This is a genomic window from Bartonella sp. AU15XJBT, assembly GCF_028618615.1.
Classification (GTDB): domain Bacteria; phylum Pseudomonadota; class Alphaproteobacteria; order Rhizobiales; family Rhizobiaceae; genus Bartonella.
The window spans coordinates 39802-54097 of the sequence record NZ_JAQITG010000003.1 but is presented as its reverse complement, the minus strand read 5'-3'; the positions used below and the strand labels follow the sequence as shown (position 1 = coordinate 54097).

Sequence of the window (14296 nt, the reverse complement as noted above, 5' to 3'; positions counted from 1 at the left end):
ATCCAGAGACATGCCTGAAAATACTGGAAGAATGCCTGAAAATACTGAATGAATGAATGAATCATGTTTTTTCTATAATTGGAAATCCGTCAAATATCTCACTGCTTCAAGAACCGCCAAAGAACCAGCAACAATATTTATGATCTATCAAACTATTCATAGAGTGTTGCTTAATATTCTCAAAAAACTCAAACGCATCGATATCGATCATAGGCTTTTGATTCATAGCATGCATAACGGCGGTTTTTCTTGAGATCATAAGCGGCCCAATAGCTTTCACCGTAGCCAAAGCAGCACATAACAACAATAGATTGATTTATAAAAAATGTTCATTGTTTTGCATATCGAATGGGCAAATATTGTAGGATTCTTTCATTCTAAAGCTGTTTATGTTGCATCAAAATCTTTTACACGTCACATTTTCCACGTCACAAGCGGGGGGCCCGTGTGGAATAAAATAATCCCATAGGGAATAAAAAAAATAGTCAAAGTGTGGAGCAAAAATGCCTCTTATGAGCTCTCTCAAGTATCAAGTATTAAGGACCATATGGGAGCTGAAGTTTACCATAGCGAACGACTTGCCCTTTTATTAAACTTAAAAGATGGGACAGCTTTATAAGTTTATACACTTCACGAGAACTTTACCATTCTAGCATTCATAAACGCTATTGAGAAATGGGGAGCCTTAAGAGACCTTTCTTTAAAACAACGCAAGTTCTTTACCTCAACCTTGTGTCATTGTTTAACCTTGTCCAAAACGTTTATGAATATAATCACTCAAAAGCCCTTCGAATTCTTCTGCAATGTGATCACCACGCAAAGTTTTTACCTTTTGTCCTTCAATAAAAACAGGGGCCGCTGGAGATTCCCCTACGCCAGGCAATGAAATTCCAATATCCGCATGTTTTGATTCCCCGGGTCCATTGACGATACATCCCATCACAGCCACCTTTAAACTTTCAACCCCAGGATATTTTTCACGCCAAATGGGCATATTTTTATGTAAATCCGCTTCAATTTTTTGCGCCAATTGCTGAAAGACCGTTGAAGTTGTACGCCCACATCCAGGGCAAGCTGCAACCACGGGGAGAAATTGCCGAAACCCCATCACTTGTAAAAGTTCCTGGCCCACTTTTACTTCTCGTGTTCGATCACCACCAGGTTCAGGCGTTAATGAAATGCGTATCGTATCGCCAATCCCCTGCTGTAATAAAATGCCCAAAGCCACCGAAGAAGCCACAACCCCCTTTGTCCCCATCCCTGCTTCCGTTAAGCCCAAATGAAGGGCATAATCACAACGTTCTGCCAAGGTGGTATAGACAGCAATAAGATCTTGAACATCACTCACTTTAGCAGAAAGAATAATTTTATCCCGTCCCAACCCCAACTCTTCTGCTAAAGCCGCCGAAAGCAAAGCCGACTGCACAACAGTTTCTCGCATCACTTCAGCCACAGATAAGGGATTTTCTTGTCTCGCATTTTCATTCATAAGCTGTGTCAACAACGCGTTATCAAGCGACCCCCAATTCACGCCAATGCGAATAGGTTTATGATAGCGACAAGCAATCTCAATAATTTCTGCAAATTGACGATCTTTTTTTGCGCCAAAACCTACATTTCCAGGATTGATGCGATATTTTGCAAGTGCCTCAGCACACGCTGGATGCTCTGATAAAAGCTTATGGCCGATATAATGAAAATCCCCAACCAATGGGATAGAAAAACCTAATCTTTCCAATCGCTCCCGTATTTTTGGTACAGCTGCCGCTGCTTCATCACGATCAACAGTAATCCGAACCAATTGTGAACCCGCTTGCCAAAGAGCAGCCACTTGAGAAACGGTTGCATCAACATCAGCGGTATCTGTATTGGTCATTGACTGTACAACAACCGGGCTCTGCCCCCCAACCACCACATTACCAACCGCAACACCAACAGAGCGACGACGCTCAAGAGGTTTCGACAAAGAATAGGTCGTGCTCATCAAGTCCTCAAATTTTTAAAACCTGCACTCTCAACCATCATTTACATTGACTTCCTCCGCACCTCAAAGGACGAAAACGAAAATAACACCACCCACCAATCTTAACAGATTACTTTAAGCTTCATCTGTTACCCCCTGATGGAACTCAGCTCATAAGTGAGATTCATTTCACAAATGCCCCGGATAAGTCCCACCACTCCTGTTCACGTTCACACTTTTACACTTGGTTGCTTCAAAAAGAAACTAAAATCAGACAGAGACAAGACTGTATTTTTAAGGTGCATACCTACATCAACGTCATCAAAGCACAATACTTTACAACACAACAGATAACGCTCATCAAAGCACAATTTTAAAAAATGTTTAAAAATTCACGGGATATACCACCCAATTAAGGCAACATATTCATTTATAATAACTTCTTTTTTATAAATTTGAATGGAAAACCTAAACATCGTAAGCTTCTCTCATTTCAAATCTGTTCATCATCAATCAAAGCCATGTCCCTTACACACCACAAGCAACCATGGAGATAAAAACGAAAAAAAGTAAAAATGCTTGAAGAACTGTCTCCAAACTTTGAAACAAGGATAAGAAAATAAAACGACCAGCTTGATATCTTGATGAAATAAAGATGGGAATGCGCAACGAGCTTGATAGCCTTGACAAAGAAATTATCTTTTGCAGGAGATTGTACCTTATACCCTTACACTCCCCATCATGAAATGGACGCAAGCCATATTTAAGAAATGCCTCATTAAACCCAAACGCTTAACTTTCACCTCACCCCCAAAACACAATCCGCCCCAAGTCGCATAATCAATGCAACCTTTCAATTTTTAAGTCGTTATAGCAAAACCCCAAACACAATTCCAACGATCATGCACACAATTTAACACATGAAGGAGTCAACAAATGTGTCTATTTTCAACCAACGCTAAAAATGCTAAAATTAAAAAACGTATTGCACAATTAAAAAGAGAGCTGGTCCCCGTAAATCATTGGAGTTCTCAAAATGATAGCTTTGAAAACATTTCTGAGCTGTTTAACACATGGAAACAAAAGGGGCGTCACGCACTTTACCACCTCAACGAACATGCAACAGAATTAAAGAAAAAAGCGAAAGAAAATCCTAAAAAAACCCTCGCATTAGCTGCCGGAGTCGTTTTGGCAAGCTTCTTGCTAATCCGCAAAAATTACTAACACCAACAATCTTCCCTTTTAATGCCCGATTCAAAGCGGGCATTTTTTTCATCACTGATAAAGCACACTACTTATACGTTTTCCCCCTAACTTTACGCCCTCCATCCTTCCCAAGGCTAAATTTTCCACCCCACCAGTCTATCATTCAGCTTTTTATCTAGCGGGATAACTGTCCACACATGCGATCCACATCACCACACCTCAAAGAACAGTATTGTGAGAGACGACAGGCAAACTATACCCTAAATATTACTTCAATATTCCTCCCCGCCACTCGTCTGTAAACATCTAATTTTTTATCGAGTAATTTTCACCTACTGCCCACACACACGCCACCCCACACCCCCACGCCTTCAAAGAACGCTGTTGCAAGAAGACTATAAAGCACCTTATCAATCCCCCCCTTCTACTGCGTTATTTCAAAAGAAATAGAAGTGATTAAAGAGGCATGCCTCTTAATGTTCTAAAGAACATTATTTTACATCATGACAAATAAGTGTTTTAAGAGCTTTAAGAGATGGATCATAATAAACCAAACGAAATCTTCTAACGTAAACGCCCACTTGCTATAAGCAAATGGTATAAAAATTAAACTGAAAAAACCCAAAATTTTATCCTCCAGAATCGACCCGCTGCGAAGTATCCACATACGTAACCACAGACATCCCAGGAATAAGCTTTTCAATCCCTTCCTGACCAGGATCTAAAGCAATCCTTACTGAAATACGTTGTGCAATTTTGATAAAATTACCAATTGTCGTATCCGTTTTTAACAATGAAAACTCTGAACCTGTCGCTGGAGCAAAACGAACCACACGCCCTGTTAACTTTTTGTTGTTCAACGCATCAACAGAAAAAACAACCGGTTGTCCCACACGCATCTGAGAAAGCTGCGTTTCTTTATAATTAGCGATAATCCAAATATCATCAGAAATAACAGAGACCAATTGCGTCCCCGGCATAACATATTGCCCTACCCGCGCTCCAACCAATCCAATATAGCCTGTTCGAGGCGATAAAATCTTTGTATGATCGAGATTAAGTTTTGCCAACTCAACACTCACCTTTGCTCCCGCAACTTCTGACTGTAAACTTTGCCGTTCAAGATTTAATTGTTTTTGCAATTGTCGTTTTGTTTCCAGTGCTGCCAAGAGTTGTGAAAGAGGACGAGAAACAGAATTTGCCACATCTCCAAAGCCTAACTTTTTACTATCAGGAACAACATTGGAGAATGCTCGTGAACGCGCTAATTCTGCTTCTGCAGCATTAACTTCTCCTTGTAAAATCTGAGCTTGCAATTCAATACTGGCCAATTTTGCATTTTTTGAATCGAGAACAGCCTGTGCGCGTGCAAGCTGCTGACGAAAAAGAGAATCATCAAGCTCAAAGAGCAGCATTCCCTTTTCAACGCGTTGATAATCTTGTACATAAATCCGTGCGATCACCCCAGAGATCTGTGAACTAACCAGCGTCACATTGCCCTTAATAGAAGCATTATCCGTTATTTGAATGTTACTCACAAAAGGAGGAAGTCTCCAAGCCCACAAAATCAGCAAAACCCCCATAATACCAGAAAGGAATGCAACAATCGTAGCTTTTGACCGTAATGCTTTTATCATTTTTTACACCCCTCTTCTATGACATCACTTTTTTTCTAATGCACGCAAAGAGCATGACTTAACAACCATTGTGACAAGAAAAACAACGAATACAGCCATTGAAATATAAAAATAAAGCCGAAAAACGTCATCATAAGCAAAAATATTTGCTGTTAACTTAAATTTCTCTATCAACAGAGAAGTCGCCTGCTCACTTCCAAAGCCATGGGGAACAGAAACACCATAAGAAGGCGAAAATAAAGTATTTATCTCACCAGAAATAAGCGGATCCGTCACAACAATATTTTGTGTTAAAGACTCAAAGTTCTTATGAGCAAAATAAAACTGTAAGGTGCCAAAAAAAGCCGATCCCATCAATCCCCCTGTGACTTGCGTTAGCAAAAAAACAGCAATAAAACTCAAAACATAACGCGGGCCTCGCTCACCAGCAATCACAAACCCTTTGAAAAGAGCAGGAGGCAAAAAAAGTGCATAACTAAAACTCACCAATCCTTGGCTCAACATCATATCTTGCGGACGCGTTAAATGATTGACACGACTATCTAAATAAGCGCCAAGTGCCAAACAACCCAAAGATAACAAATAAAAATAATCCTCACGCCCCGCCCGTAAAAAAAAGACACAAACAGCCCCCCCTAACAGAGTTCCCAATGTCACCGCAAGATACATGGGCGCCATTTCACGATTGAGCAAACCAAAAAGATTAAAAAAACCGACGGGCAAATTGGACCGTTCCAACAAGAAAACATGAAAAATCAATAAAACAAAAACAGATTGAATCATTTCTTTACTGAAAATCCAACGCAGATCAATCAATGGTTTTTCTCTATTAAGCTCAATCATAATAGCAACAGCCAACGAGAAAATAGCAAGTGCGAGCCCCCAACCAATCCATGGCGCTTCATACCACCAATACAATATGCCAACAGACATAATCACAGCATTGAGCCCCAGCCCCAAAGCAATCAAACCATAGCTTATCCAATCTAACTTTTGAATAACCTTACTACGGACAACTGGTGTAAGGGGCAAAGTATAGATACAGACCAAACTAATGAGGACCAACCCCATTTCCAGAGCAGAAAGACTGGAAAAGCCACCATTTTCCAGCAAATCCGGAGAAATCAAACGGGATAAAGGTGCTGCTAAAGCCGCATTCATATAATTCAAACTCAGAGCAACAGTAAACTTCTTTGCTGGAGCAAAAGCCTCCATCATATAAAGCAGTGCAAGCGAAGCCAAAGGCGCAGCAGCAATCCCAGCAAAAAAGCGAATAATCAACGCAGAACGCAAATCGGTCACAAAGAGCTGCAACACACAAACCAAAACGAAGCCAAGGATTGATAGTTCAGCAAAAGCACGCAATCCAAACTGATAGCGGATTTTGATCAACATAATCGCCACACTTACATTGGGTGCCATATAGGCCGCAACCAACCATGTCGTCTCGGCCAAAGTTGCGTGAAAATCGCCAGTCAGATGGACAATATTAGACTGAACAATATTGGCCCCTAAGCCATAAGCCCATTGCAAAATAAGAGAAGCAAAAATATAAACAAAACATTTCGGCAAAGGTCCCGCAAAAACACGACCCGGACGAGGAAAAGGTTTTCCGACCCTTTTGGCAGACACAACCGTACTCTTTTTTCCGCTCATGTCACCTTTTCCTGTATACCTTGCTACGCCTCTATCAACACAGAACCATCAGCTGATAATTGCTGGAAAAAAGCCTCGATTTTACGATTATCCTCATCACTCGTTCCCCCCTCTAACGTCGCTTGAACCTGTAAAATCTGCTGTTCTAATACATCAAAAGAAAGATGTTCAACAGCCACAACATGCTCTACCAATAAAGAGCAGCCTGAAAAGGTAATATTTGCAACACCTCCGCAAACAGCAAATAACTTTTCTCCCGCAGCAGTGCGAACACGAACACTCCCCAACACAATGCTTGCCACCAATGGTGCATGATGTGCCATAACGGTCAAAGAACCTGAAGCTGAAGGAAGAACAACAGACACAACCCGCTCTGAAAACACAATCTTTTCAGGCGACACAAGCTCAAACAAAAAATGCTCTTCTCTATTGTTTTCCACAAAAGTCTCCACAATACCCGATAGAAGGACTCTCCGTCCTCCCTAACAACTTATCTTTTTCAAAAACTTGCCCTTTTCAATGACAAATATCCATGACAGATTTCTTCTCAATTAAGAAGCCTCTGCCATGAGACGTTTTCCTTTTTCAATGGCTTCATCAATCGAACCAACCATATAAAAAGCAGCTTCTGGCAAATCATCATAATCGCCCGCACAAAGACCTTTAAAGCCTTTGATTGTATCTTCCAAAGGAACAAGTTTTCCCGGCGAACCAGTAAAGGCTTCCGCCACATGGAAAGGTTGCGAAAGGAAACGTTCAATTTTACGCGCCCGTCCCACCAACAATTTATCATCTTCAGAAAGTTCATCCATTCCAAGAATAGCAATAATATCTTGAAGCGCTCTATAACGTTGTAAAATGGTTTGCACCTGACAAGCAACGGTATAATGCTCTTCCCCCACAATCAATGGATCCAACATACGTGAGAAAGAATCAAGCGGATCCACAGCTGGATAAATTCCCTTTTCCGCAATAGAGCGCGAAAGAACGGTCGTTGCATCCAAATGGGCAAAAGACGTTGCCGGCGCCGGATCTGTCAAGTCATCAGCCGGAACATAAATCGCCTGAACAGAAGTAATAGAGCCTGTTTTTGTACTGGTAATACGTTCTTGCAAAGCGCCCATATCCGTTGCCAAAGTAGGCTGGTACCCCACAGCAGAAGGAATACGTCCTAAAAGAGCAGACACCTCAGCCCCTGCTTGTGTGAAACGGAAAATATTATCCACAAAGAAGAGAACATCTTGTCCTTCATCACGGAAGCTTTCTGCAATGGTCAACCCTGAAAGAGCGACACGCGCACGTGCTCCTGGTGGCTCATTCATTTGCCCATAAACAAGCGCACATTTTGACCCTTCTGTTGAACCATTATTGTCTTTTGGATTCACATTCACGCGGCTTTCGATCATTTCGTAATAAAGATCATTTCCCTCACGTGTCCGTTCTCCCACACCAGCAAACACGGAATAGCCACCATGGGCCTTTGCAATATTATTTATAAGCTCCATAATGAGAACGGTTTTTCCAACACCAGCACCACCAAACAAGCCAATTTTACCCCCTTTCGAATAGGGGGCTAACAAATCCACAACCTTAATACCCGTAACAAGAATCTCTGAAACGGTCGATTGTTCAACATATTCAGGCGCTTCTTGGTGAATAGAACGTGTTTTGGTTGAAGGGATTGGTCCCACATTATCCACTGGCTCTCCAATCACATTCATAATACGTCCCAAGGTCGCTTCTCCTACAGGAACACGAATCTGTGCTCCTGTATCCACGACCTTTTGTCCGCGCATCAGACCATCGGTCGTATCCATCGCAATCGTACGCACAGTATTTTCACCCAAATGCTGTGCAACTTCTAACACCAAGCGATTTCCTAAATTCTGTGTTTCCAACGCATTGAGAATATTTGGCAATGCCCCTTCAAATTGCACATCAACAACAGCACCAATAACCTGCTTAATCTCACCAACAGCGCCTTTTGCACGCTCTTCTTTTTTCACCGGTGCATCTTTAGCAACACGACGTGCAGGCGCAGATGAAGTCTTTACATCTACTTGAGATTTCGAAGCGTCTTTTTTCACACCGGAACGAGCAGCTGGTTTCTTTTTTTCACCTTTTTCTGCTCCTTTGCTTGAGGTTACTGCTTTTGCCATCAATCCTTACCTTTTCCATTTAAAGCGCTTCAGCGCCCGCAATAATTTCGATCAATTCTGTGGTAATTTGTGCCTGACGTTGACGATTATAAGCTACCGTCAATTTATTAATCATTTCACCCGCATTGCGCGATGCATTGTCCATAGCTGTCATCTTTGCCCCCATTTCACCAGCAACATTTTCGAGTAAAGCCCGAAAGATTTGCACTGAAAGATTGCGTGGCACAAGCGCCTCTAAAAGAGAAGCGGCATCAGGTTCATACTCATAAACAATTGCCTCAGAAACAATTGATTGTGAATCTTTACTCGTCTCTGTTTGTTCCACAACATCTATTGCCTCAACAGCTGCTTTTGGAGCCCCCATTGGGATCAAGCCAAAAGCTGTTGGGCGTTGATTAATCACGGAAACAAATTCAGAATAAAACAACGTACAGACATCGAAAGCGCCTTCATTGAACAAATCAACAATGCGTTGACTAATCAACATCGCCTCTGCAAAACTAATTCGCTTTACAGCATGTAAATCAATATGATCAATCATCAAACTTTTGTAATCACGCGATAAAATATCTGCACCCTTTTTGCCCACAGTGATAATTTTTACAATTTTACCAGCAGCCAACAACGCTTTAATCTGCTCACGGGCACGACGAGCAATTTGCACATTAAAAGCACCACATAAGCCGCGCTCAGCCGTACAAACCACCAAGAGATGCACATCATCACGCCCCGTACCACGCATAAGAGCCGGTGCATCAACACCATCCACATCAGCCGCAACACTGGTTAAAATATCCGCCATCCTCTTCGCATAAGGGCGAGCTGATTGCGCCGCCTCTTGCGCACGATGCAACCTGGCTGCCGCAACCATCTGCATAGCTTTGGTAATTTTCTGTGTTGCTTTAACCGAAGCGATACGGTCTCTAAGATCCTTTAATGAGGCCATTCAAGCATTCCATCAATTCATCACGAAAAATTTTTCGCATAAGTGTTAAGAACAGTGATCAACTTATCTTTTAGCTCATCTGTTATCTGCTTTTGCTCAGCAATTGCTTGTAAAAGATCTTGATAATCACTCCGCAAAAGCACCAAAAGCCCCTGCTCAAACCGCGCAACATCAGAAACCGCTAGAGAATCAAGATAGCCATTCACACCCGCGAAAATAACCACCACTTGCTCTTCTGTTTTTAGTGGAGAAAATTGTGGCTGCTTCAAAAGCTCTGTCAAGCGTGCTCCCCGATTCAAAAGGCGCTGGGTTGATGCATCCAAATCAGAGCCAAACTGCGCAAAAGCTGCCATTTCACGATATTGTGCCAATTCACCTTTGATCGAGCCGGCAACCTGCTTCATTGCCTTAATTTGTGCTGCAGAACCAACACGCGATACAGAAAGACCAACATTCACAGCAGGACGAATACCCTGATAAAATAAATTGGTCTCCAAGAAAATTTGCCCATCTGTAATCGAAATCACATTTGTAGGAATATAAGCCGAAACATCATTTGCTTGCGTTTCAATGACTGGCAAAGCTGTCAACGACCCCGATCCATTTTCCGCATTCAACTTCGCCGCCCGTTCTAAAAGACGTGAATGCAGATAGAAAACATCTCCCGGATAAGCTTCACGCCCCGGTGGACGACGTAACAAAAGAGACATTTGACGATACGCCACGGCTTGTTTTGACAGGTCATCATAACCGATCAAAGCATGCTGCCCATTATCACGGAAATATTCGCCCATAGCGCATCCAGCAAGAGGCGCTATAAACTGCAAGGGAGCAGGATCAGAAGCGGTCGCCGCAACAATAATAGAATATTCCAGTGCTCCACGTTCTTCTAAAACTTTAACGAATTGTGCCACCGTCGAACGTTTTTGACCGATAGCCACATAAATACAATAAACTTTGTCCTGCTCTCGTCCATCCTCTTTTTCATGAAAAGGTTTCTGGTTTAAAAATGTATCGAGCAAAATCGCTGTTTTTCCAGTTTGGCGATCACCAATCACCAATTCACGCTGTCCCCGTCCAATAGGGATGAGTGCATCAATTGCTTTTAATCCGGTTGACATAGGTTCATGAACAGACTGGCGCGGAATAATCCCTGGCGCCTTCACATCAACACGACGACGCTCTGTTTCCTTAAGAGGTCCCTTACCATCTATAGGATTTCCAAGTGCATCGACCACTCGCCCTAGCAAAGCGGGACCCACGGGGACATCGACAATAGCGCCCAATCGCTTTACACAATCCCCTTCACGAATATCGCGGTCTGAGCCAAAAATAACCACACCGACATTATCAACTTCCAAATTGAGCGCCATCCCGCGCACACCATTTGGAAAAGCCACCATTTCCCCAGCTTGAACATTATCCAAACCATAAACGCGAGCGATACCATCCCCCACAGAGAGGACCCAACCAATTTCTGAAACCTCAGCCTTTTGGTCAAAGTTTTTGATTTGCTCTTTTAGAATTTTTGAAATTTCAGATGGTCTAATATCCATCAGCTGACCTCTTTTTTCAATGCAAGCTTAAGCGAAGACAATTTTGTTAGAAGAGACGTATCAATTTGAGACGTCCCAACACGAATAATTAATCCACCAAGAATTGCTGGATCCACAATGGTGTGTAGCAAAACTTTTCCCCCAACGATACCTTCCAAAGTCTCACATAATTCTTGGTTTTGTTGAGAACTTAAGGGGCGCGCAGAAACAATTTGCGCAGTAACTTGCTTACGAGCACGTGCAACGCAACGCTGAAAGGCATAGAGAATACCAAATACGGCACTAAGCCTACGGTTTGCTGCAATAACGCGTAAAAAATTACCAACAATCTGTCCTGCTTCTTTATCAGCAAATTTGATGTTTTCACAAACAGATTGCATCACCTTAATTTGCTCTTTGACTGAAAAGAATGGACTGAGCACGAAGTATTTTAAATCTTCATTTTGCTCTAAGACAAGCAAGAAATCCTCCACTGCCTTTTCAATCTTTTCAACGTTTCCTGCTTCTTGAACGCAATTAAAAAGCGCTTGCGCATAGCGTTGATCTACCAACGGCAGCGGTATGAGAGAAAATGAATCCGACACGAAATACCGCCTCTTTCCCTTGAGCGACTCTCTGATAGTTATCAGATGATAATGAAACAGACATTCTCAATCTTAAGAATCTTCTTCTTAAAACCTCGAACGAAAACCATTCGGTTTCTAGCATAGACATAGCCGACTCGCAACACCACAAATCGCTGCTTTTTAAAAATTTTAAATAAAATATTCAAAATATTTTTGAAAAGGATTTTTTTTTAGATCCCCAAGATGGCATCACGATTTTTTTATGCCTCTTTTTGACATTCTGTGAAAAAATTTCACGCTCTTTAATTTTGCTTCAAACGCTCTTGCCATCACAAAAAGCGGTTCTTCTTCAAAGATTGCTCCTCTTATCCCCACAAAAGCTTAAGCGAGAGCGAGAAGCGACTGCGACTGCGACTGCGACTGCGACTGCGACTGCGACTGCGACTGCGACTGCGACTGCGACTGCGACTGCGACTGCGACTGCGACTGCGACTGCGACTGCGACTGCGACTGCGACTGCGACTGAAAAAATCTGTTATTTCAAACGGATAATCAAGAAAATAATAATGGATATCCCCTTAAAATTAAGGAAAATGATTCTTTTGCTTGAAATGTCCACTCTTTTTAAAATATTTCACCAAAGCATATTACCCAAACATATTGCCTTGTGAAAACACTTTAAGCATACATGCATTGATTTATAAGGATAATGCATCTTTTTTCCATACCAGATGAGCCCCCAATATCGTAGGATTCTCTCATTTCAAATTCTTTTATCAAAATCATCCCCCTTGCGACCTCACAAGCAAAAGAGGAAACGATTAAAGAAAAACATCTCTGATAAACATTTTCAAGTATCAAGAGCTTCTAGACGCTTAACAATGGTACCAACTTATACCTTTATAAAATAAAGATGGAGAAGCCTTAAAGGCTTTTTCATTTATGAAAGCATTTACATTATTCACGTGCAACATCGTAAAATGAATTCAAGCATTCTGAGAAACATTTGTTAAAACAAGCATATGAAAGTAACCATAATGATAGTCTGTTTTAGGAATATTTTATTTTGAGTGTTCTGCTTTATATGAAAAACATGCCCCCATTAAAGAATGCGAACAACGAAAGCGTAAAAAATGGATCATCTCCTTTTGAGAAAGAAATTCAGCCAATTTGTTGCGTATCAACAAGAAACCACGGGGATATTCATTGGATAATTTTCCAAGCTTTTCTACCGTTGTATCATTGATAGTAAAATGCCGTTTTACAAAACTATCATCATCTCTTTGACGAATAAGAAATGATAAGAAACTAAGGGGGGTGCGAAGTGGTTGCACAATCATATTCGCAACAGTAAAAAATAGTGTTTATTACTCATTGATACAGAGCACGGTATTGTAACAAATAATTTGCTTCAAGGATAATAGAGAAGCATTTTTTACTAAAGCCGCATCACATATACCAAATAAATAAAAATACAGTTGGTTACGGAAATTTTTGCTTTGTATGAAGCACACACAAAATACGCACAACACCATTTGAAATATCATAAATCATGATATAATTTAGATGTACAACAAGCTCACGTGTATTGACAATTCACCCTCAACGACCAAGAGTTAAGAAGTTTGACAAGTTTTTCTGCCTTTTCAAATAAAAGTTGATCAAACTTTAAGGCCGCAGAAGGATTATCTTGCGATATGTATTCACATATCTTTTTGCGGTCAACATGTGCTATTTGTGTCCAAATAAGCTTCATAAAGTTGATCTATCTAGCATTTTGTGTTTCTAAGCGCCATTCTTTTGCCTCTGCTTCGATTTCTTCAGAAGATATTACATCGCCCGCATGAGCAGAATTTATTCCTCATTGAACTTGTTCCCGAAATCATAAATCATGTGCACTTTTTTCTTTTTGTTCTTTTACGATATCGCGCATATAATCCCACAACAATTGTACACCCAATCTATCGCACGCCTTTACTGCTTTGGAAAATTCATTTTTTAATACATCATCAACGCGAAAGGTAAATGTTGTCTCAGCCATTTTACGACCACTCAATGTGTTACAATGTCATTCTCATGCAACACATTTTTACTATTTCTTCAAAAGGTACTGTTAGAGTAAATATTTTATATTTATTTTGCATTTCCGTATCAACAAAATGGTCGTTTTTTGATTCTATTTTACGACTTTCAAAAACGTTCAAAGCCATGCCTTTTAAAGAATAGAGATTAGGAAGTACCTTACGTTTTTGTGACTCTCGTTCTTTGATAAGATCATGCTCCTCACAAAATATAGCTCCCCAACGGAATATACTTGCATTACATATTCACGTGCTTGGTTCATGAGGCATCTCTCAACACTCTCAAGCCCCATTTCGCGACAGCGCCCATGAATGCGAGGTCCCCCCCATGTGCCCACATCTTTACGTTTAATCAAGAGCAAACCAGTACCATCACACACTGCCTCAATGTTGCGACAACCCTTGACGCCGGATTTTTTTCATAAAAGGCATGCCTTTCTTGCACAATTTCACGCCAACAAGCTCCCCACCTGTAACGTGCAAAAAGTGAAAGCTCTTAATAAATCAATATCTTGTACTAATAAGA

10 protein-coding genes and 1 pseudogene are annotated in these 14296 nt (G+C 41.2%); 1 reads left to right on the top strand and 10 read right to left on the bottom strand.

Annotated features, from left to right (window positions below; translation table 11 throughout):
* Nucleotides 1-742: 742 nt before the first annotated feature.
* Complete coding sequence (gene ispG / locus PVV57_RS02345) at nucleotides 743-1984, bottom strand: flavodoxin-dependent (E)-4-hydroxy-3-methylbut-2-enyl-diphosphate synthase (RefSeq protein ID WP_273718708.1); 1242 nt, start codon at nucleotides 1982-1984, stop codon at nucleotides 743-745.
* 915 nt (nucleotides 1985-2899) lie between these two features.
* On the opposite strand from ispG, the gene PVV57_RS02340 reads away from it, so the two are divergent.
* Nucleotides 2900-3187 carry a hypothetical protein gene (locus PVV57_RS02340; RefSeq protein WP_273718707.1) on the top strand — a complete coding sequence of 96 codons (288 nt, stop codon included), beginning with the start codon at nucleotides 2900-2902 and terminating at the stop codon, nucleotides 3185-3187.
* A gap of 611 nt (nucleotides 3188-3798) precedes the next feature.
* On the opposite strand, the gene PVV57_RS02335 is transcribed toward PVV57_RS02340, so the two are convergent.
* The 9 genes and pseudogenes from PVV57_RS02335 to PVV57_RS10425 form a co-directional block, all read right to left on the bottom strand.
* The gene (locus PVV57_RS02335; RefSeq protein ID WP_273718706.1) at nucleotides 3799-4806 is read right to left on the bottom strand and encodes an HlyD family secretion protein; all 1008 of its coding nucleotides are present in this window, start codon (nucleotides 4804-4806) and stop codon (nucleotides 3799-3801) included.
* Nucleotides 4807-4830: 24 nt separating this feature from the next.
* Nucleotides 4831-6462: an MFS transporter gene (locus PVV57_RS02330; protein WP_273783364.1), complete on the bottom strand. Its 1632-nt coding sequence runs from the start codon at nucleotides 6460-6462 to the stop codon at nucleotides 4831-4833.
* 23 nt (nucleotides 6463-6485) lie between these two features.
* Nucleotides 6486-6902, bottom strand: coding sequence for an ATP synthase F1 subunit epsilon (gene atpC, locus PVV57_RS02325; RefSeq protein ID WP_273718704.1), 417 nt, complete (start codon nucleotides 6900-6902; stop codon nucleotides 6486-6488).
* A gap of 111 nt (nucleotides 6903-7013) precedes the next feature.
* Entirely contained in the window at nucleotides 7014-8621 is a 1608-nt protein-coding gene (gene atpD, locus PVV57_RS02320; protein ID WP_273783362.1) for a F0F1 ATP synthase subunit beta, read from the bottom strand.
* Between the two features lie 19 nt (nucleotides 8622-8640).
* Nucleotides 8641-9567 (bottom strand): F0F1 ATP synthase subunit gamma, encoded by a 927-nt coding sequence (locus PVV57_RS02315; protein ID WP_273758164.1) that lies wholly within the window; start codon nucleotides 9565-9567, stop codon nucleotides 8641-8643.
* A 20-nt stretch (nucleotides 9568-9587) separates the two neighbouring features.
* Entirely contained in the window at nucleotides 9588-11123 is a 1536-nt protein-coding gene (gene atpA / locus PVV57_RS02310) for a F0F1 ATP synthase subunit alpha (RefSeq protein ID WP_273758163.1), read from the bottom strand.
* Nucleotides 11123-11707, bottom strand: coding sequence for an ATP synthase F1 subunit delta (gene atpH, locus PVV57_RS02305; RefSeq protein WP_273783361.1), 585 nt, complete (start codon nucleotides 11705-11707; stop codon nucleotides 11123-11125). The genes atpA and atpH overlap by 1 nt, the downstream gene beginning before the upstream one ends.
* A 1043-nt stretch (nucleotides 11708-12750) precedes the next feature.
* The gene (locus tag PVV57_RS10485) at nucleotides 12751-13023 is read right to left on the bottom strand and encodes a hypothetical protein (protein ID WP_273718695.1); all 273 of its coding nucleotides are present in this window, start codon (nucleotides 13021-13023) and stop codon (nucleotides 12751-12753) included.
* A 418-nt stretch (nucleotides 13024-13441) separates the two neighbouring features.
* Nucleotides 13442-13730: pseudogene (locus PVV57_RS10425) on the bottom strand (hypothetical protein).
* Between the last annotated feature and the right edge of the window lie 566 nt (nucleotides 13731-14296).